Origin of the sequence: Bradyrhizobium sp. CCBAU 53338, assembly GCF_015291665.1 — a bacterium.
Taxonomy (GTDB): domain Bacteria; phylum Pseudomonadota; class Alphaproteobacteria; order Rhizobiales; family Xanthobacteraceae; genus Bradyrhizobium.
In genome coordinates this window covers 3,587,491-3,611,498 of sequence record NZ_CP030048.1, presented here as the reverse complement: position 1 = coordinate 3,611,498, position 24,008 = coordinate 3,587,491, and the positions used below count along the sequence as shown (strand labels likewise).

30 protein-coding genes and 1 tRNA gene are annotated in these 24,008 nt (G+C 61.8%); 4 read left to right on the top strand and 27 right to left on the bottom strand.

Features of this window, described 5'->3' with window-relative positions; all coding sequences use genetic code 11:
* Positions 1 to 480: 480 nt before the first annotated feature.
* The gene (locus XH90_RS16935) at positions 481 to 678 is read right to left on the bottom strand and encodes a hypothetical protein (RefSeq protein ID WP_194482506.1); all 198 of its coding nucleotides are present in this window, start codon (positions 676 to 678) and stop codon (positions 481 to 483) included.
* Positions 675 to 1,313, bottom strand: a complete 639-nt coding sequence (locus XH90_RS16930; RefSeq protein WP_194482505.1) for a hypothetical protein — start codon at positions 1,311 to 1,313, stop codon at positions 675 to 677. The genes XH90_RS16935 and XH90_RS16930 overlap by 4 nt, the downstream gene beginning before the upstream one ends.
* Before the next feature lie 14 nt (positions 1,314 to 1,327).
* Between XH90_RS16930 and XH90_RS16925 the strand changes: the two genes are divergently transcribed.
* Positions 1,328 to 1,888, top strand: a complete 561-nt coding sequence (locus XH90_RS16925; protein WP_194482504.1) for a hypothetical protein — start codon at positions 1,328 to 1,330, stop codon at positions 1,886 to 1,888.
* A gap of 36 nt (positions 1,889 to 1,924) precedes the next feature.
* Entirely contained in the window at positions 1,925 to 2,569 is a 645-nt protein-coding gene (locus tag XH90_RS16920) for an Abi-alpha family protein (protein ID WP_194482503.1), read from the top strand.
* Between the two features lie 578 nt (positions 2,570 to 3,147).
* Here XH90_RS16920 and XH90_RS16915 read toward each other — a convergent pair.
* The 24 genes from XH90_RS16915 to XH90_RS16800 all read right to left on the bottom strand — a co-directional run bounded on the left by XH90_RS16915 (position 3,148) and on the right by XH90_RS16800 (position 19,925).
* A complete protein-coding gene (locus tag XH90_RS16915; RefSeq protein WP_194482502.1) occupies positions 3,148 to 3,399 on the bottom strand; it encodes a hypothetical protein in 252 nt (83 codons plus the stop codon).
* Between the two features lie 84 nt (positions 3,400 to 3,483).
* The gene (locus tag XH90_RS16910; protein WP_194482501.1) at positions 3,484 to 3,870 is read right to left on the bottom strand and encodes a hypothetical protein; all 387 of its coding nucleotides are present in this window, start codon (positions 3,868 to 3,870) and stop codon (positions 3,484 to 3,486) included.
* Between the two features lie 316 nt (positions 3,871 to 4,186).
* A complete protein-coding gene (locus tag XH90_RS16905) occupies positions 4,187 to 4,645 on the bottom strand; it encodes a hypothetical protein (protein WP_194482500.1) in 459 nt (152 codons plus the stop codon).
* A 12-nt stretch (positions 4,646 to 4,657) separates the two neighbouring features.
* Positions 4,658 to 6,352, bottom strand: a complete 1,695-nt coding sequence (locus XH90_RS16900) for a terminase large subunit (protein ID WP_194482499.1) — start codon at positions 6,350 to 6,352, stop codon at positions 4,658 to 4,660.
* The gene (locus XH90_RS16895) at positions 6,345 to 6,677 is read right to left on the bottom strand and encodes a hypothetical protein (protein ID WP_194482498.1); all 333 of its coding nucleotides are present in this window, start codon (positions 6,675 to 6,677) and stop codon (positions 6,345 to 6,347) included. The genes XH90_RS16900 and XH90_RS16895 overlap by 8 nt, the downstream gene beginning before the upstream one ends.
* Positions 6,678 to 7,226: 549 nt before the next feature.
* Positions 7,227 to 7,613 carry a hypothetical protein gene (locus XH90_RS16890; protein ID WP_194482497.1) on the bottom strand — a complete coding sequence of 129 codons (387 nt, stop codon included), beginning with the start codon at positions 7,611 to 7,613 and terminating at the stop codon, positions 7,227 to 7,229.
* Positions 7,613 to 8,026 (bottom strand): hypothetical protein, encoded by a 414-nt coding sequence (locus XH90_RS16885; RefSeq protein ID WP_194482496.1) that lies wholly within the window; start codon positions 8,024 to 8,026, stop codon positions 7,613 to 7,615. Before XH90_RS16885 ends, XH90_RS16890 begins: the two co-directional genes overlap by 1 nt.
* Positions 8,019 to 8,690 carry a hypothetical protein gene (locus XH90_RS16880; protein WP_194482495.1) on the bottom strand — a complete coding sequence of 224 codons (672 nt, stop codon included), beginning with the start codon at positions 8,688 to 8,690 and terminating at the stop codon, positions 8,019 to 8,021. The genes XH90_RS16885 and XH90_RS16880 overlap by 8 nt, the downstream gene beginning before the upstream one ends.
* A 67-nt stretch (positions 8,691 to 8,757) precedes the next feature.
* Positions 8,758 to 9,183, bottom strand: a complete 426-nt coding sequence (locus XH90_RS16875) for a hypothetical protein (protein ID WP_194482494.1) — start codon at positions 9,181 to 9,183, stop codon at positions 8,758 to 8,760.
* Positions 9,184 to 9,194: 11 nt separating this feature from the next.
* Positions 9,195 to 10,343 (bottom strand): phage major capsid protein, encoded by a 1,149-nt coding sequence (locus XH90_RS16870; protein WP_246755838.1) that lies wholly within the window; start codon positions 10,341 to 10,343, stop codon positions 9,195 to 9,197.
* A gap of 23 nt (positions 10,344 to 10,366) precedes the next feature.
* Positions 10,367 to 10,882 carry an HK97 family phage prohead protease gene (locus XH90_RS16865; RefSeq protein ID WP_194482492.1) on the bottom strand — a complete coding sequence of 172 codons (516 nt, stop codon included), beginning with the start codon at positions 10,880 to 10,882 and terminating at the stop codon, positions 10,367 to 10,369.
* On the bottom strand, positions 10,879 to 12,090 hold the full coding sequence (locus XH90_RS16860; RefSeq protein ID WP_194482491.1) for a phage portal protein: 1,212 nt from the start codon (positions 12,088 to 12,090) through the stop codon (positions 10,879 to 10,881). Before XH90_RS16860 ends, XH90_RS16865 begins: the two co-directional genes overlap by 4 nt.
* A gap of 271 nt (positions 12,091 to 12,361) precedes the next feature.
* A complete protein-coding gene (locus tag XH90_RS16855) occupies positions 12,362 to 12,670 on the bottom strand; it encodes a hypothetical protein (protein WP_194482490.1) in 309 nt (102 codons plus the stop codon).
* Positions 12,671 to 12,684: 14 nt separating this feature from the next.
* Positions 12,685 to 13,572, bottom strand: a complete 888-nt coding sequence (locus XH90_RS16850; protein ID WP_194482489.1) for a hypothetical protein — start codon at positions 13,570 to 13,572, stop codon at positions 12,685 to 12,687.
* Complete coding sequence (locus XH90_RS16845; RefSeq protein ID WP_194482488.1) at positions 13,562 to 13,903, bottom strand: hypothetical protein; 342 nt, start codon at positions 13,901 to 13,903, stop codon at positions 13,562 to 13,564. Before XH90_RS16845 ends, XH90_RS16850 begins: the two co-directional genes overlap by 11 nt.
* The gene (locus tag XH90_RS16840; protein WP_194482487.1) at positions 13,900 to 14,784 is read right to left on the bottom strand and encodes a hypothetical protein; all 885 of its coding nucleotides are present in this window, start codon (positions 14,782 to 14,784) and stop codon (positions 13,900 to 13,902) included. The genes XH90_RS16845 and XH90_RS16840 overlap by 4 nt, the downstream gene beginning before the upstream one ends.
* On the bottom strand, positions 14,784 to 15,029 hold the full coding sequence (locus XH90_RS16835; protein ID WP_246755880.1) for a DUF6074 family protein: 246 nt from the start codon (positions 15,027 to 15,029) through the stop codon (positions 14,784 to 14,786). The genes XH90_RS16840 and XH90_RS16835 overlap by 1 nt, the downstream gene beginning before the upstream one ends.
* A 160-nt stretch (positions 15,030 to 15,189) precedes the next feature.
* Positions 15,190 to 15,267, bottom strand: a tRNA-Pro gene (locus XH90_RS16830).
* A 110-nt stretch (positions 15,268 to 15,377) separates the two neighbouring features.
* Positions 15,378 to 15,956 (bottom strand): MerR family transcriptional regulator, encoded by a 579-nt coding sequence (locus XH90_RS16825; protein WP_194482485.1) that lies wholly within the window; start codon positions 15,954 to 15,956, stop codon positions 15,378 to 15,380.
* A 28-nt stretch (positions 15,957 to 15,984) separates the two neighbouring features.
* A complete protein-coding gene (locus tag XH90_RS16820; protein WP_018456841.1) occupies positions 15,985 to 16,326 on the bottom strand; it encodes an integration host factor subunit alpha in 342 nt (113 codons plus the stop codon).
* Between the two features lie 133 nt (positions 16,327 to 16,459).
* Positions 16,460 to 17,440, bottom strand: a complete 981-nt coding sequence (locus XH90_RS16815) for a beta-ketoacyl-ACP synthase III (protein WP_194482484.1) — start codon at positions 17,438 to 17,440, stop codon at positions 16,460 to 16,462.
* The gene (gene plsX / locus XH90_RS16810; protein WP_194482483.1) at positions 17,437 to 18,498 is read right to left on the bottom strand and encodes a phosphate acyltransferase PlsX; all 1,062 of its coding nucleotides are present in this window, start codon (positions 18,496 to 18,498) and stop codon (positions 17,437 to 17,439) included. The genes XH90_RS16815 and plsX overlap by 4 nt, the downstream gene beginning before the upstream one ends.
* A 297-nt stretch (positions 18,499 to 18,795) precedes the next feature.
* Positions 18,796 to 19,377, bottom strand: coding sequence for a DUF177 domain-containing protein (locus tag XH90_RS16805; RefSeq protein WP_194482482.1), 582 nt, complete (start codon positions 19,375 to 19,377; stop codon positions 18,796 to 18,798).
* Positions 19,374 to 19,925 carry a ubiquinol-cytochrome C chaperone family protein gene (locus XH90_RS16800; RefSeq protein ID WP_194482481.1) on the bottom strand — a complete coding sequence of 184 codons (552 nt, stop codon included), beginning with the start codon at positions 19,923 to 19,925 and terminating at the stop codon, positions 19,374 to 19,376. The genes XH90_RS16805 and XH90_RS16800 overlap by 4 nt, the downstream gene beginning before the upstream one ends.
* Positions 19,926 to 20,023: 98 nt before the next feature.
* Here XH90_RS16800 and XH90_RS16795 point away from each other — a divergent pair, with 98 nt between their 5' ends.
* Together XH90_RS16795 and XH90_RS16790 are read left to right on the top strand one after the other, a co-directional pair.
* Positions 20,024 to 20,506 (top strand): outer membrane protein assembly factor BamE, encoded by a 483-nt coding sequence (locus XH90_RS16795; protein WP_194482480.1) that lies wholly within the window; start codon positions 20,024 to 20,026, stop codon positions 20,504 to 20,506.
* Between the two features lie 132 nt (positions 20,507 to 20,638).
* A complete protein-coding gene (locus XH90_RS16790) occupies positions 20,639 to 21,652 on the top strand; it encodes a tripartite tricarboxylate transporter substrate binding protein (RefSeq protein WP_194482479.1) in 1,014 nt (337 codons plus the stop codon).
* A 71-nt stretch (positions 21,653 to 21,723) separates the two neighbouring features.
* Here the strand turns inward: XH90_RS16790 and XH90_RS16785 are convergent, their stop codons facing one another.
* Positions 21,724 to 23,844, bottom strand: coding sequence for a sodium-translocating pyrophosphatase (locus XH90_RS16785; protein ID WP_194482478.1), 2,121 nt, complete (start codon positions 23,842 to 23,844; stop codon positions 21,724 to 21,726).
* Between the last annotated feature and the right edge of the window lie 164 nt (positions 23,845 to 24,008).

Here is a 24,008-nt window from a genome sequence, read left to right as displayed (position 1 = left end):
AAACAGCGGTTGTCCGAGTCCCCGGCCATATACCGCGCGCCAAGCCCGATCCGCCTTTCATTTCTCGCTAAAAAACCATTGTTCCGCACATGCCAAATGGTCAAATGGTTTGATGATTTGGCATGTACGGAAACTACATTACATTGATGCCAGTTAGTCGACTTGGATTGAGCCATAAGGCCAAACGGCATGGGCTGCATAGTTTGTACGGGTTATCCCCGGTAATAGCTGGGATGAGACACCTGCCGGCTCGGAACGTAGATCGCCGTTAGTGCAACAGTCAGTATCCCAAAAGTTGCCCAACGGTTTACCGGATGACCCTACTCCCGGCGCCGCCCCGCTGTCGTTGTAAGGATTTACAAAATTTCGCCGAAGCAAAATCAGAGCAATTGCTTGGCTGTTGCTCGGCCCTAGTTCGCGCCGGTGGTCCCAAAAGAGACGCCCGGGATTGTCCCGGGCGTCTTGAGCATCGAGGACAATTTACCGGACGCGCGCCACCCGCCGCGGGCCGACCTGCCTCTCAACCTGATCCTGGATCGACCGCGCGCGGTCAGAGATTACCTGAGCAACCTTGTGCATCCCATCAATCGCAGTTTCAGCGTCGGGCTGTGCCAATAGCACCACAAGCAGGTTGGTGAGATCCACGACGACCATGATGTCTTCGCTGATGGTGTTCATGCCATCCCTCCGCCCTTCCAAGCGGCGCCGACTTGCTCGAGCAAACCGTCCTGATCGCCAATCCCTGTGTCGACCTCGTCCTCCCGGTCGTCGCGCCCGGATAACGACCAGAAGACCTGAGACCCGCTATTGTCGCGGTATTGGTGCGAAGACGCGCCCGGCCCTTTGTGCCCGATCACGATGGGCGCCGGTGCGCTGGGATGGTTTTCGGTCGCTCCGAGGGCGGGCTCGTCGTCGCTCCGGTCTAGCTCCAGGTCCGCGTCACCCGGCCCCCATGAATGGCCCTTGCTCCATTGCTCCTGGTTTATCGCCCGGTCGAGACTGCCCAAACTGGGCTCGGTGTCGCCGATCTCCTCGCACTCGTCGGTGCAGGAGCCGCCAGCAGATGGTTCGAGGTCAGGATCTGCCTCGAGTTGGTCCAGGAAGTCGATCAGATCCTTGACCAGTTCCCGGGCATGGCGCGCCATCCCTCCGTCGATTGGTGTCCCCATGAACGCCTCAAGGCGAAAGGCAACCCTCTCGGAGGCATTGGCGAGTCGTATGATGGCTTGGTGCCATGCCGGGTGCACGGCAGCCGACAGCGCGGCGAACGATTCTTGAGGCTCCGGAAGGGCCTCTGCGGCGTGATTTTTCATTGGCGGTCTCTGGATTGACGGCTTTCGACGGCCGTAGTGTGCCAGTGGTCAGCACTGGCGCCGGGAGCAGTTCGAAACGCCGCCAGAGACGACGCGCGACGGTCTTTCCCTTTCGGGTCTTGTATAACCGCCGCCTGCCCGGCATAGTGCTGCCGTTCACGCTGGCGGTTGACCAGCGCGTTTCTAAATCGATGGCGACAGTTGATCCCGGCAAGGATCGCCCTGCCATCGCCCTGGTGCCAAACGGACCCCGGCAAGGGTCTTTGGCGGGAGTTTCGACGCTCCGCCAGCACCGTATTCCTGATTTGCAGCGATTGCCAAGCCCCTCTGGGGCGGCTTTCGCGCGCCCTTGCCCGCCCGCTGAGGTTGAGCGATTATCCGAACTGCATCGCCAAGGGAGCGGGATGATGGATGACAACGTGTACGACGCCCTGGTCGACCTCAGGGCCGCGATCATGCAGCAGAAGGAAACTCAGGATACTACGAACGACTTGCTGCGCGCTCTTATAGGAACGCTACAGGAGACCGCGCAGGCCGTGGCTGACCTTCAAGAGGTGGTGCAATCAAGAAAATAGCTCGAATAAGGCGGACCGCCTAGTGAGGGATGGTTTATGACCGAGCGCCCTGAGATGCCGTATGAGAAGGCGATCACGGAAACCGCCAAGGCTACTGGCAAAGTCGTCGATCTTGTCGACAAGGCAAGTCCCGCGATCAGCAACATTTACAACTGGATGATCGGCGATCGCATTGCGCAGGCTCGCGAGCGGAACTTAGATCAGTTCCAGAGGAAGACAAAGCGCATCATTGAAGAGCGTGATCTTGCTGACAAAACCACACCAATTCCGGAGAGCCTAGCCGTCCCCTTACTCGAGGCGGCGCAAGGCGAGCCGCGTGAAGAACTGCAGGAGATTTTCGCGGCGCTTCTCGCCAACGCAATGGATCCAGATTACGCCGACCTCGTTCGCCCAGACTTCGTGGAAACCGTCCGGGCGTGGCACCCCATAGATATTCTTACGATGACGCTTGCGATGAATAGGCTTGACGCCAGCAAGCCCTACTTCAACGAAGGTGATTTAGCTGCAGCCTATCATCTAAGACAATCTGCCGCGTCATTCTCCGTCGAACACCTCGTAAAACTCAATTGCTTGCGGCAAAATCCCAACAGCGGCTTTATGATCACCCCTTATGGACAAGAGATAATGATCGCCTCATCTGCGACACCACCGCTCGAAGCCAAACGACGGGCGCCACGATGAAGGATGATCTAGCAACCTTCGATGAAGAGGACTGGAGAAGCCTCACGGCGTCCGACAAAAAGGCTCTCAGAATATTTTCGAGGGTCGCCATAGGGTTTGAGCCCTTGGCAAAGGCCAGTGGAGTAGGCCAGAAAAGTATGGACTCACTCATCGCAAAAGGGCTGGCGATTGAAGGTGACCGGTCGTTGCACGGCCGCACCTTCAAGATCACAAACAAGGGATGGCTAGCCGTCGAGTGGCTACAAGGACGCAAGACGCGGGTGTATCCTACTCAATCAGATCGAACGTAACTCCCCACCTCCTAGCCCCTCAGGGCCGCGGATTACGTTATCGCCCCTTCCCTCGTGCCCGAGCACCCATGATCATTTTCGCAGTAATGCTAGCCGCCACGATTGAGTACCGCCAACCGGCCCCTCGCTTGAACCCGCAGATTTGCGCCAATGTGCAACGAACCGGCCCAGGCTACATCGTCATGAAAGAAACCTGGGTGCTACCCAGACTGAAACTCACGGAGGGGCGGCGTATCATGCCGATCGGTCCAGAGGGAATGATGATAGCTGGTCACTCGATGACTGATCTCATCGAGAAAACCTGTGCGGCACCGGCAAGCTAGGGTCTAAGGATGGCTCATATCGCTCAACTGGCGGCGGCGGATTTTCGTATTGCGCCAAGATCGCTTTCGCAATCTCGATTGCATTCTGAGGCAAGATCGCAAGGGAGATGTTCTCGCGATCTTCGAATTCAAAAATCAAAACCGTTGGCCTAGCTGGGTTGTCGGCTATGAGACCAATCATCCATTTGTCAGTTACAACGGTTTCAACGCGCGTCATCTGCGTCTCCTTATTTCGGCCATCTCGGCCGATGTTGAACAGTTAAATGCCACCGGGTTTTTGCTCAACCTGGTGGTCGCCAAGTCACCCCCCAATCACGCCGTACATCGACGTGCCACCGCCCCCGTCGAAGCCGCTCAGCATCAATCCAATGTAATAGTTGTTGAGACTGGAATTGTCGTTTGAGAAGGCGCCTGTGTTGCGGCTAATTCCGTAACCGCTAGTGCCATAGGCCTCCGCGATCCGGTGATCGGCGTGATTCAGCGTCTTATAGAACGCGGTCGCGCTCGACGCGCCGGGCTTCAGCACAGCTCCGATGGGCGTATTGGCGGGAACGTCATACGGCGACGAGAAGGTCTCGAACACGTATTGGCCGCTGCTCTGGTACTGGGTCTTGGCCACCATCGACACCGTGCGTTGCGCCCCGGGCGTGCCCAGCGGGTCGCTGTAGAGGACGAAGTCGCAGTCCACACCCGACAGTCGCGATGCCGATCTTGACCGTAGATCCGCCGTTGGCGAACGTGTTCGGCGCCCCCGAGCGGAAGGCGAGATTAGACGAGCCGGTTGTGTCGATCGTGTGCGAGGCGCCGTCCGATGTACGCACCCGGCCGATGCAAACCACAGACATGTTAGCGGCGTTAAGGGTCAGGCCCGTCGTGACGATGCCGGAGCCCGCCTGAACACGGGGATCGGGGCCCAGCAAGAACGGACGACCAACGAATGGTTGGATGCTCATGAAAAATCTCCGGTGATGGTGTGATCAATTAGCGGGGGGCTGTGCATTCCATTACCCAATCTGATCGAACGTAACCCTCGCCTCGGCCAAGGCGGCGACGAAGTTCGACACGTCGCTGTCCAGACCGGGCGGTGCGATGCTGGAGCCGCCGCCGATCGGGATGACATCGGCAGAGAAGCAAGAGACGGTATCGTCCCTGAAACTGCGGAGTCTCGATGCGACGGTCTCAGCGAGGTCCAGCGCGGCCGGCAAGCCCGATTGCGCTGGCACAAAGACGTAAGCCTCTACGGTCGCGTTGCTCCTGTAGCGGTTTTGTCCTCTGCCTCCACCGAATTCAATCGGCCCATTGCCTGAACCCTCGTTGTTGAAGATTACGTAGCCAAAGGGCTCCGGTTCATCAGATAGCGGATCTGACGGCTCGCCATGCCACCGCAACGGAATGGTTATGCCGCTGTCGTCGGCTTCCAGTCGTGAACGTATGGCCACCAGCGCGTCGCGTGTTGTGCTCATAATCTAGCTCGTTCAAACATGCAGGATGCCCTCTGCCCTATCGTCCGAATCGTATGCTGAGCGGCTTTCGCCAGCAGTGGCCGCGCCGATCGCCATGATCAGCGCATCGATACCGTCGATCTTCTTCGGGCTGTCTTTGTGCTCTTTCTTCGGCAGGATCGAACCGTTGACGCGGCGATCGACGACACAGTTCGAAGCCATCCACGTCAGCACCGGGTTGCCATCAAACCGGAATTTCTTGATCTCAACCCACGCCTCCAACAGCTTCGCTGGCTCGCTGTAGGTTTCTGGTTTCTTATGAACGATCTCAACCGGGAGACCGTCTTCCATGAGGTTTGCAGCGATCTGCGCTGAGCCGTAGTGTTCGAGGCGGATACTCATCACTTGGTGCGCTTCGCAGAGTGCGCGGATGTCCTGCTCGATCGCGTTGTGGTCGATAAAGTCGCCCTTGGTCGTAGTGATGAAGCCTTGGTCAGCCCACACCTTGTAGTGCGTTGTGGTGCGGTGAGCGCAAATCTCGACCAGGTCTTCCGGCAAGTAGAAGCGAGCGAACGCGTGATGAACACCTTCACGCTCGAAGACGATGAGGAGCGCGGCAACGTCGTTCGTGTCCGCCAGATCGATGCCGATCCAGGCCAGCTCGCCCGCGAAGTCGTCGATCTTCAGCGCCGTGTCGGCGCACGCCTTCCATTGCTCGATTGACAGCCAAGTCGAGTGTGAATTTTGCCAGAGGTTGAGCCGTTTGGTCCGAAACTCGCCCTCGCTGGCCGGTGAATTCTTGGCCTGCCGCGCATATGCGCGCATCTTTTCGATGTCGACGGATACATTGAGATTCGGGTTAGCCTTGGGCCACACCCGCTCATCGAAGGGATTGTCGCCCTCGTCCAGCGTGTAGATGACGCCGAAATAGGTATCGTCCTCGACCACGCCCTCGAGCACCTTGCAAATATAGTCCCGCTGTTCGTAGCAGACGCCAACGGTGGAATAGCCGGCCGTCGTGATGGCCCACATGAGCGGATTTTTCCGCGCGCCAGTGGCAGACCTGAGCACGTCGAACAGCGAGCGGTCTTTGTGCGCGTGGAGTTCGTCGACCACGGTCAAATGCGGGTTCAGACCGTCCTGCGTGGAGGATTTGGCGTTGATCGGCTGAATGCTGCCGTTGTTCTGGTGGCAGACGACCGAATTAGCCATAACCTCGAGGCCGAATGCTTCCCTGAGATCCGGCGTCGCGCGCGCCATCTTACTGGCTACGTCGAACACAATCCTCGCCTGCCCGCCGGTCGTCGCGGCTGTCTTGATCTGCGGCCCGACTTCGCCGTCGCACGTTAGGCAATACAGGGACACACCCGACGTCAGAGCCGATTTGGCATTCTTGCGGGCCACCTCGATATAGGATTGCTCGAATCGACGGCCGCCATCTGACTTCCGACGCCATCCGAACACACACACCAGCAACCACACCTGCCACGGCTCGAGCGTGATGGTCGGTGACGCCCATTTGCCCTCGACATGGGGCAGCTTCTCGATGAAGTCGCAGACGTCGGAGGCGTGCCAGGCGCTGAAGGTGTAGGCAAACGTCGGGTCGGCGGCGCGCTCCAGGTCGCGGAGATGCCGCCGACATGCAAGGCGCGTCCACTTGCCCGCAACCACCGTTCCGGCGATCACGTCCCGGCAATACCGCTCGGCGATGCCCGGATAATCACGCACAAGGGCCGCCTTCCGGTGGCGGAGGCTGGCCGTTCCCGGCGAACTTGCCCGCCTTGGGCTGTTTCGGCGATCCGATCTGCGATGCCGGCGTGTCGAAAAACTCCGCCGCATAGGTGCGGTAAGCGGAGAGCTGGCTGGTTGGCGGGGTGAGCTTCTTCACGAATTGCTCGATCAGGGATGCCTCAAGCGAGCAATATTGAGCCAGAGCGCTCTCACACCCGACCACCGACTGGCCGCGCTCGACGTATGTCGCGACCTTCTCCGCCCACAGCTTGGCCGCTCGACCTTTCAGCCAGGCGGGCTTAACCGGCTGGCCGTCGAGCACGGAAACCACCCTTTCCCGGCGCCTAACGGGCTGATCTGTGCCCGAAATGACCTTCAGCTCCGGGGGCTTTCCCTTGGGGCCTGGCCTGCTCATGGCTCAATTCCCGTTTTCGTATCCTGCATGGCCAAAAATCCGATCCCGGAACCGGTCCCAGGCCCCCAAGCCGAAGTCTGCGATGCCCCCGGGGGCCCCATAGTGCCTCGCGCGGACCGCGCTTCGATCGACTGCTTCCGGCTGGAATGGCAGGGTGACGAGGCCAGCGGCTGCCAATTGGACCGGCTCCAGAACAGCCGCTGATCGCCTCGGTGGGGGATGATGTGGTCGACCATGTCGGCCAATCGGCCGCAGCCACAGGCGCAGCGCTGGTTCTCTGGACGCGCCAAGAACGACTTGCTCTCGCGCTCCCACTTGGTGGTGTAGCCGCGCTCTCGTGCCGATGGTCTACGCTTATCGGCCTGGGCCTTGCGTTCCTGTTGGCAGACGCACCGAGCACCGCCAGCCACACGCAGACCACAGACGCAGATACGTGGTGCACGCATTGGCATGGCGCTACCCCGTACAGCTCAGCTCAATGCGGATGCACTCGCCGCGGTCAAAGACCGGCTTGACGTTGGTAAGCGTCCGCTGAGGACCACGCACGAAGATGGCGTCACTGGTGCGAGGAAAGCGTGGGTCGGTTGGATCGATGATGCCGAACGTCTGCACCGTAGGGGTGACGCCACCAGGCCACTGCTTGCGATCGAATAGATGCGTTGGCGAAATAATGATGAATAAGCTCTGTTGGGTGATGTTGCCGATCAACTGTTCCGCAGTGAGCGCGCGCACGATGGCAGGCACCTCAGCCCGGACGTTGGTCCCCGAGGTGGCGCGCTGCAGCCAGACAGGCTCGCCGCGCTTATCCAGCCTCCGGTTCAGTTGGGACAGCAGCCGGTTCATTAGCGGACGCAGGCCCTCACGCTGAGCGCGGTGCTGCCGGCGTAGGTGCCCACGGTGGTGATCTTGGCGCGCAGCGCCGAGCCGAGCACGCCATCTTGGACCGTGTTGTCTGCCATCGAGCCATCAGTCGGAACGACGGCAGTGGTCACGGGTGTAAGGCCGGACAGATTGATGACCTTGGTCCCGCTCGACGTGGTGAACGCAAAGCAGGCGACGTCAAGCCATGTCTGGCCGGCGTCAAGTGTGGTCTGAATCCAAACCTTGCAGCTCGTTCCGCCCGACCCGTAGGCGAATTGCGCCTCGATCGTGGCAGCGTTCATTCCCTCAAGATCCTGGATCGAGGTCTGAGCCTGGCCCGTCAGCGCAGTGGTGATGCCGAGCGCGGCAAGCGTATAGTCGCCTGGATTAAGCATTGGAGAGCTTCCTGAAGGGTTCGAGCAACGCCTCGACCTCTGGGGTGAATCCCCCGGTAAACGGTGCGAAGTAGTCGGTGCTGCCGGCGCCCTCGACCGTTTCGCTGCGGACGAGCGGGTCGCGGTCGCCAGAGGCGTAGAATTGCTTCACGAGCTCAATGGTGGCCCGTTCGACGGGTTCTGGAACGTCAGACGGAAGCTCGTACCCGGCGCTATAAACGACCGTGACCTTGCCTTGTGGCCACCTCACCACGCAGCCGGAGCGCAGGCGTTCGATGATCCCAGCTTCGAGATCCGCCTCGAAGTCTTCATCCGAAAGCTGAGTGTCGTTTTCGGCAATCGAGGCTATTTCCGTGATCGGGTATCGGCCAGTGGTGAGGCCATGGGTACCGCAGCGAACCCGGAAGGTTTCCTGCACTGTCTCCAGGGCAAACGCCCTGTTGCAATACGATGCGACGACGCCGCTTGCCTGACCGATCAGTTTCTTGAGCTTCTCGTCAGATGCACGATCGACGATGCCCAACTCCGCCTTGACGGTGTCGAGGCGGGTCAGATTGAGGTCAGTGGCCGCAACGGTGACGGTGATCATTTCCTGGATCTCGAAGGAAAAGCGGGTGTGACGTTGTTCGACGTCAAACCGGCGGGGAAGACTGAGCTTCGCCACACCCGCTCAGGCACCTGCGCATCTCTCGAATATGCGCCATCGCAGAGGGACGCAGGGGCCGTTTGGTTTACTGCGGCGGATTTGCAGTTGGCACGCTGGACGGCTTGCCGAGAATCCACATGCCGGCCAAGAACAGGTTGCCCGTGTTTGCGGACGGCGTGATCGTCGCGCGGATGTACCGCTTCGAACCGATGTAACCGAGCTTACGGACCTCGCCGTCGTCTGCGAACGTGAAGCTCGCCAAAGCCTCGGTACCGATCATGTCCTTGTCGGCCACGGCAGCGGCGCCGCTCATGCCGCTGTCGTTGCTCTCTTCGAGCAGCACCGTGAAGGTCGCGTCGGCGTCCGACAGGGTACCGGTCACGAAAGCCAACGTAGCCGAGCCGTAACCCAGCACGTCGAGGATGGCGCTGACCTGGGCCGTGTTGTCGGTGACGGCCGCGGCCGGCGCGAACGCCGTCTTCAGATGGATGTTGTTTGCCTGATCGCGCATTGCGGTCATCCTTAGGAGGTTGCGATTTTGAGCTTGCGGATGGCTTCGGCCTTGCCGACGCCGCCGGCCACACGGCGACGACCATGGAAGCGGGTCATGCCCTTGGTGGCCTGGCTGTACGGATCGCGAAGGATGGACAGCGCCACGCGATCGAAGATCCGATAACCCTGCGAGAAGTCGCCGAAGATGATCGGATAGGCATTGCCGGCCACGTCGGGCATATCCGGCATCTCGACCACCGGGCGACCGAGGATCGTGGTCACCGGCGCATTGTTGATGCCCTGCATCGCGGTCAGGTAGTTGCCCGCTGTGTCCTTTAGCTTGCGGATGGCGCCCAGCGTAGCGCTGTTCATGCCCCAGACCGCGTTGGCGCGGTAAGGAGCCTTCAGGGCGTGGTACAGATCGATCAGGCCGTCGGCCTTGACGTTGCTGGCGTCGGTACCCGGCGTATAGGACAGGTTGCTGTCCTGCATGAAGCCAATCGGCGACAACTGCGAGGCGCCATTGACGAACGCCGTTCCTTCCTTAGCGCCCATGTCCTCGGCGAATTCGAAGGCCAGCAGCGCGCCAATGTCGAAGGACGAGTCCTCGAGCATGGCGTTCGACACGTCGACATAAGCGGCGATCTCGCGGACCTCATAGCGGTTCTCACCGAAGGTCACGGTCGTTTCCGAGCGGTCGTCGGTCTCGCCCACCCATGCAGAGGTCAGGCCACCGGTACGCTTGGGCCAACGGACGGCACCGGAGCCGGTCGACATAACGCGCGCCACGGAACGCACGGGAGAGAACAGGACGATATTGCGGTCCAGCTCTTGCTGGTAGGAATCCGGCGCCAAATAGCCGCCCGCCGTGTCGTCAGACACGCGCAGAGACTTGGCCTCATCGGAGGAAAGACGTTCCGGTCCGCGGCGGATGAACGCGTCCCAAGCCTTCTTTTCGATCTCGGCGCTAGGATCTTCATTGCCGCTGGTGGCGCCGGGGCGGTTCATCTTGGCTTCAAGCTTGTCGAGGCGGTCCTGAAGGTTCTTGTGGTCGATCGTCTTGCCCTCGACCGACTTAAGCCGATCGTCGACCGACTTCGTCAGGTCTTCCAGCGCCTTCTGCACGATCGCAGCCGGATCTTCGTCGCCGTCCTTCAGTTCAATCGCGCCGGACAGCATGCGGCGCTTGTGGTCGTGGAAGCTCATTTGGATGCTTTCGGTTGGAGGGCTGCGCTGGCCCGGTTGATCGCGTCGGCCAGCGCGATTAGAGCCGTCGCGGATTTCGCTGATGTCACGCGCGCGCCGGGATGCGCCGGCACGGTGACGAGAGAGACCTCGACCAGGTCGAGGGCCTTAATGACGCGCCCGCCTCCACGGCGTGCACGGGCGGATTTCGTGATGAAGCCGATCGACAGGCCGGTGACGGCGCCGGATTTGACCAGCGCCCGGACTTCCTTGGCCCGGGCGACGTCGTCGACGAGCAGCCGGCCCTTGACTTGGAGACCTTTGGCGGTCTCCTCGAGTTGATCCCATGCCCCCAGCGGCTGTGATGGGTCATGAGCGAACAAGAGCGGCAACGGCGCCTTAGCCGACTTGAAGGCGCCCGGGGCGATCTCGTCCCCTACCCTGTCCGGTGTCCCAAAGGGCCAGGCGATGCCACTGATCACTCCGGCATCGTCGACCGCAATATCGGCCTTGAATTCGAATTTGCCGTTCATGCGGCCACCTGCAGGCTGGGCTTGGGCGCCGGCTTGTTGTCCGGCGTCACGCCTACGGCATTTGCCGGCGGACGCAGCGTCGCTCCGCCGTCAATCGGACCCATGTTGTCGATTGCTCTGACCTCGTCAGGGGCCATCCACGGGCCGCCGCAGGCCTTGGCGAACGCCTCGAAGCGGGCAGCAAGATCGGCTCGGACTAGCGTGTCGGTCAGGAATTCAGGGTAATAGACCTTCTGCTCTTCCTCAGTCAGCAGCCGGGAGATGGCGCCCTCCCAGAGCTTGCAGCGGCCCAGCATGGTGAAGCTAAGGAAGGCCTGCCCCATCTCTTCTGCATTAGCCCAGGTCGCGCGGCCGAGCTCGTAAAGCAGTGTAGGAGGAATCCCGAGAGCTCGACCGATCTCCAGGATCTGAAAATTGCGCATTTCCTGGAATTGAAGGTCGACCGACGAAAAGGTCAGCGCCTCGAACTCTGCACCATCTTCGAGGATGGCCGTTCCGCCTGCCGACTCGCCAGACTGCTCGTTACGCCATGACTTCTTGAGCCGGGCATACGCGACGTCGCTAAGCTTGGTCTTCGCCTTGATGACGCCGGACGGACGCGCGCCATTGCCGAGGATTTTGGAGGCGTGCCGCTCTAGCGCAATTGCAAGGCCGATAGCCTCCGCGCAATCGCGGACGGCGGACCGCTTATTCCAGGACGAGACATGAAGGATGTCGCGCCAGCTATACTCTCGCGCCGGCCCCGAGGACACGGTGACCCGGTATGTCGGCTCCATCGTGATCAGGTCGAAGGTGACAGCGACAGACGTGGGGTCGAGGCGGATCAGCTCAATGATCTTGCCGTTAACTCGATTGGCAAAGGCGTAGCCGTGTCCGTGGTCGATGACGTCGTTCTCGAGCGCAGTGACGAATTCAGTCGCGGAAGTCCATCCGTTCGGACGGTCATGCAGTAGGTTGTACAGAGGATGGTCGACGGCCTCTTCGCTCGCATCGCCATTGCGGCGATAAAGCTTCAGCGAAAGCGTCGCGAGAGTTTCGCAGCGAATGCGCTTGCCAGCGTGAACAGCCGGACAGCGATCTGCAAGACGCGGCGATACGAGAATGCCCGCAGCGGTCTGCGCGCCAAAATCAATTAGCGCCTGCCAGCTTGCAGGGTCATAGAGGGACTTCTGGCCGAAGCCGAAGATGTTTTTCAGCCGATCGAACAAACGAGCTATCTTCTCCGCCTACATCATGTGTAAGTCGGAGCGCCGCCGGATCTCTATTCCTGAAACCTGCCACTACCTGCCAAAACCTGACAGAACATGACACTCCGGCTTTCTCTTGGCCCAATCGCGCAGCTCGCTCTTGAACGCGTGGTATCTACCGCAGGGCTTGTAAATGGGAGAGTCCGGTTCCTCCGCGCGTCGGTAAACCGTTCGAATTGAGCAGCCCATTTCAAATGCAATGGCCTTCGCGCCTATAACCTTGTCGTCGCCTTCACGCATTGCGGCCCCGCCTGATGCGGTTGCTGCGGCGAGCCTTGCGCGCTGCCTTGCGAGATGCGGCTCGGGTTGCCTTGCGTGCTGAGGCAGCATCGCGCTCCTCCTTTTCGATAGTGATCACGTCGATCTGCGAAATATCTGGCCAAGTCGTTTTCGGACTGAGCGAGAGCCAAAGCGGCGTCAACTGGCCGACAAGGCACGATCGTTTCCTTATCGCCCCGTTGCTATCCACGAACACACAAGTTGCCGTTCCACCATCCTCCCCCACGATCAGCATTGGCGCAGAACCGCCGGCACGCACCATGTCTCCCCTTCGCATCAATATCCCCACACTTCCGGCGAATCAGCCGATACCGAATCGATGCGCGAGCCATTGAAAACGGGCTCGTCCAACGATCGATTGCGATGCCGGGAGAACATTCGATCGTGTCGCCGAACGAATTCACTTGCGAACGACGCGACGTTGTCGATCGGTATGCGGCCTGAAATCACTTGTTCGAAGAGGTCAGAGATCACGTCTTCACGGTCGGCGCGTTCAATGCCACGGGGCACAGCATCATCAATGCTGCGATAAATGTGGTTCGCCAGCAATGAAGTGCGATGAAGCTCACCTGAGGTATCAACCCAGGCACGCACGGCGTTTTGGTAACGTCGCAACAGAGCCGGGTCACCTTCCGCTCGGCGCAGGATCTGGCAGTAGTGGGGAAGCCCGCGCTGCGCGTGCGACTCGCGATAGCGCGCGTGGCCTTCAGTTCGAATGATGTTGATCGCCTGATCGACTTGCGCGTCGGAATATGTCCTTGCGCGACCGCCCCATTTCCGGTCCTTCATGGCCGTGTTCAGACGGCTGGCGAATGCTGCATCGCGCACCGCGCGATATCGTAACGTGTGGTACGGTGGCCCATTCTCGTAATCCAGATCTTCCAGGCGAACAGCGGGATCACTTGTGAAGATGATATCGAGAGACCGACAGTAATTTTCCACCGTGAAAGAGCGCGATTTATAGCGCCCAGCCGCCGCGACTTTACCGGCGGCCTTCGCAGCCTCTAAGCGAACTCGTCGCTGAGGATCACCGCCATATGCGAATGACTTGAAGGTCGGATTTGGGGGGAACTCAGGACGGGATTTCAGAGCATCGCGTATCGTCATTCCACTGGCGACGAGAGCTAGAATCTGATCGAAGACCTGTTCAACCTTACTGACCATTGACGGCCGCCACCTGTCGCATTGCTTCGCGCGCTCTCTTCCCGGGCCGGGGACGACGGCGACGGCGCCGATGCCGCTTTTCGTCCTCGGCCTGCGCCTCCTGCTTCAACTGGCCGTTGATCTCGAAGATCGCCGCGGTCGCGTCCTTGATGTAGCTTTTGTGGACGCGGACCCTTACACGCTGCCCGCCGCCGCCTGTTGGTCGCGTATAGACTGTTTCGAAACAGTCGTTCCGCGTTCGGGACCACGTCCACGAGAACGACCGCCTCCAACCGTTGTCGACGTGGGTGTACGCAGTCGCCAAGAATGCTTCTTGCGGTTGGTCGATCATGCGGCTGCTTTCCTGATCCCGTATTCGCTGAGAAGTTCGGCTGGTGCGTGGCACGCAGGCGAGGTCGGGTCTGGCCCAAATCGATTCACATAGCGTGTCCACTGCTCAGTCTTGGCGTAGTGACTGAGGACGGCTCGCCACTCTGCTTCAGTGGGTGTCAGTGTCCCGTCGAGTTCCTTGACCGCGCGATCCACCGCCGCGTTGATCCTGGCCCTCTTCATCTTGACAGCTCGGTCGAATGGCTCGCGAGCGTCGGCGCCGATCCAAAGGCGAGCCTTGCTCTGCCAATCTCGCGAATATGCGGCTCCGCCTGCGACCTGTCGGTAATGATCCCTAAATCGCTCAAGCGATCTGTCGACGGCCTCGGGAACGCCGAGCAAGTCGAGTGCCCAGATATAGTTCTCGTCAGTGAGCTTGAAATCTTCTGGAAGAAGAATCCCTCGCGCGCGCGCTCTCTCACTCTCAGGGGATTCAACAAGGGATAAAGAAAGGGAAGTATCATGTACGAATGGCGGTTCGTACCCCTGCGAACCTGTGTTCGTACCCTGTTGCGCTTCCGTTCGTACCGGGTACGAACCGGCGTTCGTACCCTCCAGCCACTCTGGCAGCGAATATGAGTTGGCCTGACCAGCGTATCTGCCGCTCTCAACGACCAGGTAGCTGCCGGCCACTAGGCGGTCTATGGACTTCTGGATGCCGCGAGCACCCTTGGTTCCGAGGGCCTCGGCGACGACGTTCTGACGACGCCGAGCCACACCGGTCGTCCGGTCCATGGCGCTGGTCAGGTAGTAGAGAACACGAAAGTCCAGGTGGGTTAGGCAAGGGTCTGCATTTGCTCGATCCAGAAGGGCGAGCTTGGCCTTCGTAAATGGGTCAGCCATCAGCCTTCCTTCCGGCTCATGACGGCTTGCCAGATGCCCGCGCGAATCGCGGCCGAGAGGTCCGCGACGTCTCGAACGATAAGATTCTCACCGATGCCCTTGCGACGCATGACGGTGGCTTGCAGGTCGAGCGATCTCTGGATGTGCTTCTCGCCAGCCTCTGGCGACAATTCCAAAGCGCGTCTTGTAATGCCGGCCACGAGGTCGAAGCGGCGAGCCGCCGGAAATGGAATCAGATCCGCCATCACGACCGCGCTCCCGTAGCGAACGCTCCGAGAACGGTCTTCGGGGATATTTCGGGACTTTTGGCGCCAACCGGTGCAAACCGGTGCCGTTTCGTTCCCAAATCCTCAGCGCGCGCGAGAATGCGCGCAGACGTAAGTCGTTGATCTCTCAGGAAGAAAATGGTCGGAGCGAGAGGATTTGAACCTCCGACCCCTAGTCTCCCAGACTAGTGCGCTAACCGGGCTGCGCCACGCTCCGAACGTCGTTCCATTAGCTAGGATCGGCGCGATGCGCAAGGCGAGCCGCGCCATTTTGGTGTGTTGGCCGAAAGGCCGAGGAAACGGACCGCAAAGTCGGCCAAAGGCCGCTCAGCCGTCCTTCAGGGCCTGGTCCAGCATCTCCTTGCAAGCGACGAGGTCGCCGAGCACCCGTTCCAGCCGCTCCCGGTCCAGCGCGCTGGGGCCGATGGGCGCGGCGGCGGTGCCGCCCTTGCGGAAGGTCGTGAGGATCTCCTCGTCGTCGACCTCCGTGAAGCGGAAGTCGATGCCTTCCTCTTCGTCGCCCTGGTAGTCGTCATCGTCGGTATCGGCGACGCCCTTGATGGGCGCCTCGTCGTCGGGCTCCATCAGGCTCGCCCCGATGGCGTCCTCGATCGCCCCGAACGAGACCGCGGCCGAGCCGTCAGCCAGGCCTTGCACCGATTTGACGCCGTGCTCCTTCAGGATCCGCTGCACGCCGCGGATGGTGTAGCCCTCGCCGTACAGCAGGCGGCGGATGCCCTTGAGCAGGTCGACATCGTCGGGGCGGTAGTAGCGGCGGCCGCCGCTGCGCTTCATCGGCTTGATCTGGGAGAAGCGGGTCTCCCAGAACCGCAGCACGTGCTGCGGAATGTCGAGTTCCTGCGCTACTTCGCTGATGGTTCGGAACGCATCCGGCGCCTTGTCCAAATGCCAAATCCTTCGCGGAGGCGCGATTTTACGCCTCGGGTTGAGCCTTGCTGGCATCGCCATTGGTGCGGTGCTGGGCGTTGATCCGCTGCTTGAGGATCGCCGACGGCTTGAACACCATCACCCGGCGCGGCGAGATCGGCACCTCGGTGCCGGTCTTCGGATTACGGCCGATGCGCTGACCCTTCTTGCGGACCATGAAGGACCCGAACGACGACAGCTTCACCGTCTCGCCCTTCTCAAGGCAGTCGGTGATCTCCTTCAGCACGAGTTCCACGAAGGCGGACGACTCCGTGCGCGACAGTCCCACCTTCTGGTAGACGGCTTCGCACAGATCCACACGCGTTACGGTTTTACTTTGATCGGTCATCGCCCTGCCCCACATCACGGCGAACAATTGTTGTCTGAAATTATGAGGTTACGATACGGCGGTCAACACCGCTCATCAATGCAGACGCATCGATGTTGGGCGCTGATTCCGGCAAAATTTTATCGATGTGGCTTTACCAGCGCACCAGCGCGGAGCCCCAGGTGAAGCCGCCGCCCATGGCCTCCAGGAGGACCATGTCGCCGCGCTTGATCCGGCCGTCCTTGCGCGCCACCGACAGCGCCAGCGGGATCGAGGCCGCGGAGGTGTTGCCGTGACGGTCCACCGTCAGCACCACCTTCTCCGGCGCGATGTGCAGCTTGTGGGCGGAGGCGTCGATGATTCGCTTGTTGGCCTGGTGCGGCACGAACCAGTCGATGCCGTCGGCATTCAGCCCGGTCGCCTGGAAGGCGTCGACGATGACATCGGTGATCATGCCGACCGCGTGCTTGAAGACCTCGCGGCCCTCCATGCGCAGGTGGCCGACGGTCTGGGTCGAGGACGGTCCGCCGTCGACGAACAGCTTGGCCTTGTGGCGGCCGTCGGAGCGCAGATGCGTGGTGACGATGCCGCGGTCAGTCGCGGGATTGCCCGGCTGCTCCTGCGCCTCCAGCACGACCGCGCCGGCGCCGTCGCCGAACAGCACGCAGGTACCGCGGTCGTTCCAGTCGAGGATGCGCGAGAAGGTCTCGGCGCCGATCACGAGCGCACGCTTGTAGGCGCCGGTGCGCAGGAAATTGTCGGCCGTGGCAAGCGCGAACACGAAGCCCGAGCATACCGCCTGAAGATCGAACGCCACACCGTGGTTGATGCCTAACCCGTGCTGCACGGAGACCGCGGTCGCGGGAAACGTGTTGTCCGGCGTCGAGGTGGCGAGCACGATCAGTTCGATCGACTGGGCGTCCACGCCGGCATCCGAGAGCGCGGCCTGCGCCGCCTTGATCGCGAGATGAGAAGTGAATTCGCCCTCGGTCGCAATGTGCCGTTCGCGAATGCCTGTGCGCTGCACGATCCACTCGTCGGACGTGTCGATGCGCGCCGCCAACTGGGCGTTGGTCACCACCTGCTCCGGCAAATAAGAGCCGCAGCCCAGCACGACCGAACGAATTTGAGTCACGAAACAGCCTCCTGCGCGGTCTGCACGGAATTAAGTGCACCACCCTCGCGGTTGAGCATCTGATTGATCTTGTTCAGGAGATCGTAGTGAGCCATCTCATAGCCAACATCGATCGCGTAGGCAAAGCCTTCGGCGTTGATTCCGCCGTGGCTCTTGACCACCAGTCCGTTGAGACCCAGCAACACGCCGCCGTTCGACTTGTTCGGGTCCATCTTGTCACGCAGAGCCTGGAAGGCATTGCGGGCAAACACATAGCCGAGCTTGGACAGCCAGCTCCGCTGGATCTCGTTACGGAGTAATTCCGCCATCTGGCGCGCGGTTCCCTCGGCGGCCTTGAGCGCGATGTTGCCGCTGTAGCCCTCGGTCACGACTACGTCGGCCACGCCCTTGCCGATACCGTCGCCTTCGACGAAGCCGATATAGTCGAGTTCCGGCAGGTCCATCGCACGCAGCATTTCGGCGGCCTCGCGGATCTCCTCGTGCCCCTTTATCTCCTCGGTCCCGATGTTGAGCAGGCCGACCGTCGGACGCTTCTTGTCGAACACCACGCTCACCATGGCCGCGCCCATCACCGCGAGCGCCACCAGATGGCGCGCATCGCCGCCGATCGTGGCGCCGAGATCGAGCACGACGGACTGGCCGCGCTGGGTCGGCCAGATCGCTGAAATGGCCGGGCGATCGATGCCTGGCAGCGTCCGCAGATGGAAGCGGGCCATCGCCATCAGCGCGCCGGTGTTGCCGGCGGAGACCGCGACGTCCGCCTCGCCCTTCTTCACGGCATCGATGGCAAGCCACATCGAGGAGGTCTTGCGACCGCGTCGCAGGGCCTGGCTCGGCTTGTCCGAGCCGCTGACGGCAACGTCGGTATGGATGATCTTCGAAGCGCTCTTGAGCTGGGGGAGCCGATCGAGCTCGGGCTCGATCCTGGCACGGTCCCCGACCAGCAGGAATTCGATGTCCCGATGCCTCGCGAGGGAGATGGCTGCGCCTGGAATGACCACGGCAGCGCCGTCGTCGCCCCCCATGGCGTCCAGCGCGATGCGAACCTTGCTTGGCATAGAAGTCCCGGAAAACCTGGTCTGGTGCGGTCTCGAACGAGCGGGCCGCAAAGTGGGTTCGCCATGGACATGGCGACCGGCCAAGCGCCACGCCGCACCCGAACCGGGGCGGACAATAGCGTTTTGCTATCCCGAAACAACCTCTTGCCCCCAGCCTTTTGGTTTGAGGATGATCCGACGACGGATCCGGCAATTCACACAATTATCATATAAATCAGAATGATAGGAAGGTCTTTCCAACCAGTCCTGCAAACGCCTCACGTCCCGTCACACAGAGGTCTTACGGGGAAGCTTCGACTATTTACCCTTCTTCTTGCCCTGCTCGTTGTCCTGCAGGGCCTTCAGCGCCGCGAAGGGATGATCCTCTGGGTCGGGCGCGATGACCTCCGCTTCGAACACGGCTCCCGGCTTGCGGGGATAGGGATCGATCGCCAGGAACAGCGCGTCGGTCGCAACGCGGCCGAGATCGATGATTCCGTTGACGATGGCTTCGTGCGGATCGGCGACCTCCGCCGGCTCCTCATCGTCCTGCCCTTCCTCGATCAGGTCCTCCAGCCGCCGCGTCTCGGCCTCGGGCGCGAAGGTCAGGTCGACCTCCTCGTCGATCTCGCTCTCGATCGGATCGAGCGTGACCACGCAGGTCTGGCCGATCCGGGCACGGACGCGGCCCGTGACCTGGATCCGGCCGCCGCTCCTCGGCACCACGTCGAAGTCGGCATGGGCCGACAGGATGTCGCGCAGACCCGCGGCATCGGCCAAGGCCTGGCGTTCTGCCGTCGAGGCCTCGAGCGCACGGTGCAGGCCGGTGTCGGGAATCTGCGCCACCATCACCGGCGAGCGCCAGGGATCTGGTTCGGATCCGGTCATCGGTCGGTTCATGACGCCCCATCCTCCCGAAGCGGTGCGGGAAATTTGAATGATCCAAGCAGCAGCGCGGGATCGCCGGCCTCGCCGAGATCCGCATTGGTGGCCAGCCCGTAGGCGGCCAGCAGCCGCGCCTGATCCATGCTGGCTCCGTTCAAGATATTCTTGCAGATCGCCTGCGCCAGCGCTTCGGGGCCCGCATCGATCGCCTGGTCGTAGGCCTGGACGCGGCCGTAAAAGGCCTCGCCAAAGGCCCGCATCCGCTTCGGGACGGTCTGGTCGCCCACCCCCATCTCGCGCAGATTGTCGTCCATGTCCTCGCAGAAGCGGTCAAACAGGGCCTGCGACAGCTCCACCCCGCCTTGGGCCGTCCGCAGCCGCCGCAGCAACAGCCAGAGGTGCAGGAGCAACAGGTCGAAACGGCCATTAACCGTATCGGGCACGCCCAAGTCCCGGTAAAATATGGGTTCTCGCGCCTGCGTCACGATCATGCCATAGATGGCTTCAATGGTGCCGGCCGGGGCTAGCCGGGGTTTCCTGAAGTGATTGAACGGCCAAAGCATTGTGGTTTCCGCAAGCGGGCGCGCGCGAGTTGCAATCCAAGCCTCCGCCCGGTACTTCAGCGCCTCGCGCGACGCAAGGGGACGGAATCAGTTCCGCTATGACGATAACGAACCAGACCAGCCTGCACGCAGACAAGCGGCGCGGCCTCTCCGCGCGCTGGCGCGGCCTGCGCATGCTCGCGGCCGTGACCCTGGTCGGCGCCGCGCTCGCGGGCTGCACCGGTGAGCAATTCCAGAAAGGCTATATCCTGCCGCCCGGCGCGCTGGAGCAGATTCCGATCGGCGCGAGTCAGGACCAGGTGCTGATCGTGATGGGCACGCCCTCCACCGTCGCAACCCTGGACGGCGAAGTGTTCTATTACATCTCGCAGCGCTCGGAGCGCCCCGTCGCCTTCATGAACCAGAAGGTCGTCGACCAACGTGTGATCGCGATCTATTTCGACAAGAACCGGCGCGTGCGCCGGCTTGCCAATTACGGCCTCCAGGACGGCAAGATCTTCGACTCCATCAGCCGGACCACGCCGACGTCGGGTCAGGAGATGAGCTACCTCGCGCCGCTGTTCAAGCTGCTCAGCTTCTGAGATCGTGAGCTGAGTTCGGCCGCCCTGCGGCGTCGTGCCGCTCTTCGCACGACGCGCGCTCTCGCATGCGGCTTGCCGTCGTGCGACCGGTTCCCTACCCTCCCGGCAAAACAAGAAGCTGGGAGGGGATTCGTGCTCAAGAAACTTCAGAACAAATTGTTGTCCCGTCGTCGCGTGCTTGCGGGCGCCGCTGGCCTCTCGGCCGCCGCGATCCTGCCGCGATCGAGCCTTGCCGACTGGAAGCCGACCGAGAATGTCCGCATCATCGTGCCGGCCGCGGCCGGCGGCTCGACCGATGTGATGGGGCGATTGCTCGCCGCCCATCTCCAATCCGCCTGGGGCCAGACCGCGGTCGTGGAGAATCGCTCGGGTGGTGGCGGCACGATCGGGACCGGCGAAGTGGTTCGCTCCAAGGCTGACGGCCACACCATCCTGATCGGCAATCCCGGGCCGAACGCGATCGCCTACAGCATCTTCAAGAACCTCAGCTACAAGCCGGACCAGCTCCAGCCCGTCAGCAACATGATCCGGATCCCGAACATCGTGTCGGCGCATCCGAAGACCGGCATCAAGTCGGTCGCCGAGCTGATCGCCTATCTCAAGGCCAACCCGGACAAGCTGAGCTACGCCTCGTCCGGCGTCGGCCAGAGCCCTCACCTCACCGGCGCCTGGTTCCTCCAGCTCACCGGGCTCAAGATGACGCACATCCCGTTCCGCGGCGCGGGCCCAGCGCTCCAGGCCGCGCTCGCCGGCGACATCCAGATCCTGTTCGACAATCTCTATCCGAGTCTGCCGCAGGTGCAGAACGGCACGCTCAACGGGCTCTGCGTCACGACGACCGAGCGCAGCGAACTTGCGCCGAACCTGCCGACGATGCGCGAGAGCGCGCCGGAGCTTGCGAAGTTCGACGTGTCGTCATGGTTCTCGGTATTTCTGCCGAAGGGTGTCCCCGCCCCCGTGCTCGACGCGCTCAACCTCCAGGTCAAGGCGCTGCTGGAGCGCGACGACATCAGGAAGCAGATCACCGCCATGGGCGCCCGCGCCGACTACGGCACCCCGCAGCAATTCGCCGACTTCGTGGACGCCGAGACGAAGAAATTCGCCGGCATCATCCAGAAGGAAGGATTGCAGATGGACGTGCAGTAGTTCCCTCTCTGCACCAAACGAAACCCCGCGGCTCGCACCGCGGGGTTTTTGTCTTGTGTCGTTGACGCCGCTCAGTGCGCCAGGATCGCCAGCAGCAACAGGGCCACGATGTTGGTGATCTTGATCATCGGGTTCACCGCGGGGCCCGCCGTGTCCTTGTAGGGATCGCCGACGGTGTCGCCTGTCACCGCCGACTTGTGGGCATCACTACCCTTGCCGCCGAAATGGCCGTCCTCGATGTACTTCTTGGCGTTGTCCCAGGCGCCGCCGCCCGAGGTCATGGAGATCGCGACGAACAGACCCGTCACGATCACGCCGAGCAGCATCGCGCCCACGGCCGAGAACGCCGCCGACTTGCCGGCCACGCCGCCGCCCGCGATCGCATAGATCACGAAGTAGACGACGATCGGCGACAGCACCGGAAGCAGCGAGGGGATGATCATTTCCTTGATCGCCGCCCGCGTCAGCAGGTCGACCGCCTTGCCGTAGTCAGGCTTGTCGGTGCCCTGCATGATGCCCGGCTTCTCACGGAACTGACGTCGCACCTCCTCGACGATCGCGCCGGCCGCACGGCCCACGGCCGTCATGCCCATCGCCCCGAACAGATACGGCAGCAGGCCGCCGAACAAGAGGCCCACCACGACGTACGGATTGTTCAGCGAGAAGTCCGGATTGACGCCGGCGAAGTAGGCGTGGTTCGCGGAATCCCCAACGAAGAACTTGAGGTCCTGGTTGTAGGCCGCGAACAGCACGAGAGCACCCAGACCGGCGGAGCCGATCGCGTAGCCCTTCGTCACCGCCTTGGTGGTGTTGCCGACCGCGTCGAGCGCATCGGTCGACTTGCGCACCTCCTTGGGCAGGCCCGCCATTTCGGCGATGCCGCCGGCGTTGTCGGTCACCGGGCCGAAGGCGTCGAGCGCGACGACCATGCCGGCCAGCGCCAGCATGGTGGCGGTCGCGATCGCGATGCCGAACAGGCCGGCGAGGCTGTAGGTGACCAGGATGCCGGCGATGATGACGAGCGCGGGCAGCGCGGTCGCTTCCATCGAGACAGCGAGGCCCTGGATCACGTTGGTGCCGTGACCGGTCACCGAGGCCTGGGCGATCGACTTCACCGGACGATAGTCCGTGCCGGTGTAGTACTCGGTGATCCAGATGATCAGCGCGGTGACGATGAGGCCGACCACGCCGCATTCGAACAGCGCCATGCCGGTGTAGTCGACGCCGTCGAGCTTGCCGAAGCCGATCAGGTAATAGATCACCACGGCGATGCCGATCAGCGACAGGATGCCGGTTGCGATCAGGCCCTTGTAGAGCGCGCCCATGATCGACTGGCTGGGCCCGAGCTTCACGAAGAAGGTGCCGATGATCGAGGTGATGATGCAGATGCCGCCGATGGCGAGCGGCAGCGTCATCATGTTGGCGAGGATCGGCGTCTTGGCGAAGAAGATCGCAGCCAACACCATGGTGGCAACCGCGGTCACCGCATAGGTCTCGAACAGGTCGGCGGCCATGCCGGCGCAGTCACCGACGTTGTCACCGACGTTGTCGGCGATCGTCGCCGGGTTGCGCGGATCATCCTCCGGAATGCCCGCTTCGACCTTGCCGACGAGATCACCGCCGACGTCCGCACCCTTGGTGAAGATGCCGCCGCCGAGACGGGCGAAGATCGAGATCAGCGAGGCGCCGAAGCCGAGCGCCACCATGGCGTCGACGACCGTGCGGCTGTCGGGCGCGAGCTTCAACGAATGGACCAGGAAGCCGAAATAGAGCGTCACGCCGAGCAGAGCGAGACCCGCCACCAGCATACCGGTGATGGCACCCGCCTTGAAGGCGAGTTCGAGGCCGCCGGCGAGCGACGTCGTCGCCGCCTGGGCGGTGCGCACATTGGCGCGGACCGAGACGTTCATGCCGATGAAGCCGGCGGCTCCCGACAGGATCGCGCCGATTGCAAAACCGATCGCGACATAGAGTCCGAGGAAGTAGGCAAGCAGCACGAAGATGACGATGCCGACGATGCCGATCGTGGTGTACTGGCGCCGGAGATAGGCCTGTGCGCCTTCACGCACCGCTCCTGCGATCTCCTGCATGCGCGGTGACCCCGCATCCGCACTCAACACCGAAGACGTCGCCCAAATCGCGTAGACGACGGAAAGCACTCCGCAGAGCACTATCAACCATAATGCTGTCATGTGATTTTTGCCTCAGATCCTTGATGTACGTACCCCCGGCGCCTTTTGTTTTTCCGTCAAACGGAGTGGCGCCCTTATGTTGAACAGGGCCGCCCCTTGCCCGAAGGGGCGGCCCCAGTCGGTCGCAAGCTTGCCAAAATCAAATTGAGGGTGCAACGCCAGAT

What these genes read in the sequence shown, in the direction of transcription:
- XH90_RS16800 (WP_194482481.1), bottom strand. Translation starts at nt 19,925, where the DNA reads ATGCTTTGGCCGTTCAATCACTTCAGGAAACCCCGGCTAGCCCCGGCC.
- XH90_RS16875 (WP_194482494.1), bottom strand. Translation starts at nt 9,183, where the DNA reads ATGCGCGATCAGGCAAACAACATCCATCTGAAGACGGCGTTCGCGCCG.
- XH90_RS16785 (WP_194482478.1), bottom strand. Translation starts at nt 23,844, where the DNA reads ATGACAGCATTATGGTTGATAGTGCTCTGCGGAGTGCTTTCCGTCGTC.
- XH90_RS16805 (WP_194482482.1), bottom strand. Translation starts at nt 19,377, where the DNA reads ATGAACCGACCGATGACCGGATCCGAACCAGATCCCTGGCGCTCGCCG.
- plsX (WP_194482483.1), bottom strand. Translation starts at nt 18,498, where the DNA reads ATGCCAAGCAAGGTTCGCATCGCGCTGGACGCCATGGGGGGCGACGAC.
- XH90_RS16915 (WP_194482502.1), bottom strand. Translation starts at nt 3,399, where the DNA reads ATGACGCGCGTTGAAACCGTTGTAACTGACAAATGGATGATTGGTCTC.
- XH90_RS16840 (WP_194482487.1), bottom strand. Translation starts at nt 14,784, where the DNA reads ATGGCTGACCCATTTACGAAGGCCAAGCTCGCCCTTCTGGATCGAGCA.
- XH90_RS16935 (WP_194482506.1), bottom strand. Translation starts at nt 678, where the DNA reads ATGAACACCATCAGCGAAGACATCATGGTCGTCGTGGATCTCACCAAC.
- XH90_RS16850 (WP_194482489.1), bottom strand. Translation starts at nt 13,572, where the DNA reads ATGGTCAGTAAGGTTGAACAGGTCTTCGATCAGATTCTAGCTCTCGTC.
- XH90_RS16845 (WP_194482488.1), bottom strand. Translation starts at nt 13,903, where the DNA reads ATGATCGACCAACCGCAAGAAGCATTCTTGGCGACTGCGTACACCCAC.
- XH90_RS16865 (WP_194482492.1), bottom strand. Translation starts at nt 10,882, where the DNA reads ATGAACGGCAAATTCGAATTCAAGGCCGATATTGCGGTCGACGATGCC.
- XH90_RS16885 (WP_194482496.1), bottom strand. Translation starts at nt 8,026, where the DNA reads ATGCTTAATCCAGGCGACTATACGCTTGCCGCGCTCGGCATCACCACT.
- XH90_RS16855 (WP_194482490.1), bottom strand. Translation starts at nt 12,670, where the DNA reads ATGGTGCGTGCCGGCGGTTCTGCGCCAATGCTGATCGTGGGGGAGGAT.
- XH90_RS16890 (WP_194482497.1), bottom strand. Translation starts at nt 7,613, where the DNA reads ATGAACCGGCTGCTGTCCCAACTGAACCGGAGGCTGGATAAGCGCGGC.
- XH90_RS16870 (WP_246755838.1), bottom strand. Translation starts at nt 10,343, where the DNA reads ATGCTGTCCGGCGCGATTGAACTGAAGGACGGCGACGAAGATCCGGCT.
- XH90_RS16930 (WP_194482505.1), bottom strand. Translation starts at nt 1,313, where the DNA reads ATGAAAAATCACGCCGCAGAGGCCCTTCCGGAGCCTCAAGAATCGTTC.
- XH90_RS16905 (WP_194482500.1), bottom strand. Translation starts at nt 4,645, where the DNA reads ATGAGCACAACACGCGACGCGCTGGTGGCCATACGTTCACGACTGGAA.
- XH90_RS16820 (WP_018456841.1), bottom strand. Translation starts at nt 16,326, where the DNA reads ATGACCGATCAAAGTAAAACCGTAACGCGTGTGGATCTGTGCGAAGCC.
- XH90_RS16835 (WP_246755880.1), bottom strand. Translation starts at nt 15,029, where the DNA reads ATGGCGGATCTGATTCCATTTCCGGCGGCTCGCCGCTTCGACCTCGTG.
- XH90_RS16795 (WP_194482480.1), top strand. Translation starts at nt 20,024, where the DNA reads ATGACGATAACGAACCAGACCAGCCTGCACGCAGACAAGCGGCGCGGC.
- XH90_RS16920 (WP_194482503.1), top strand. Translation starts at nt 1,925, where the DNA reads ATGACCGAGCGCCCTGAGATGCCGTATGAGAAGGCGATCACGGAAACC.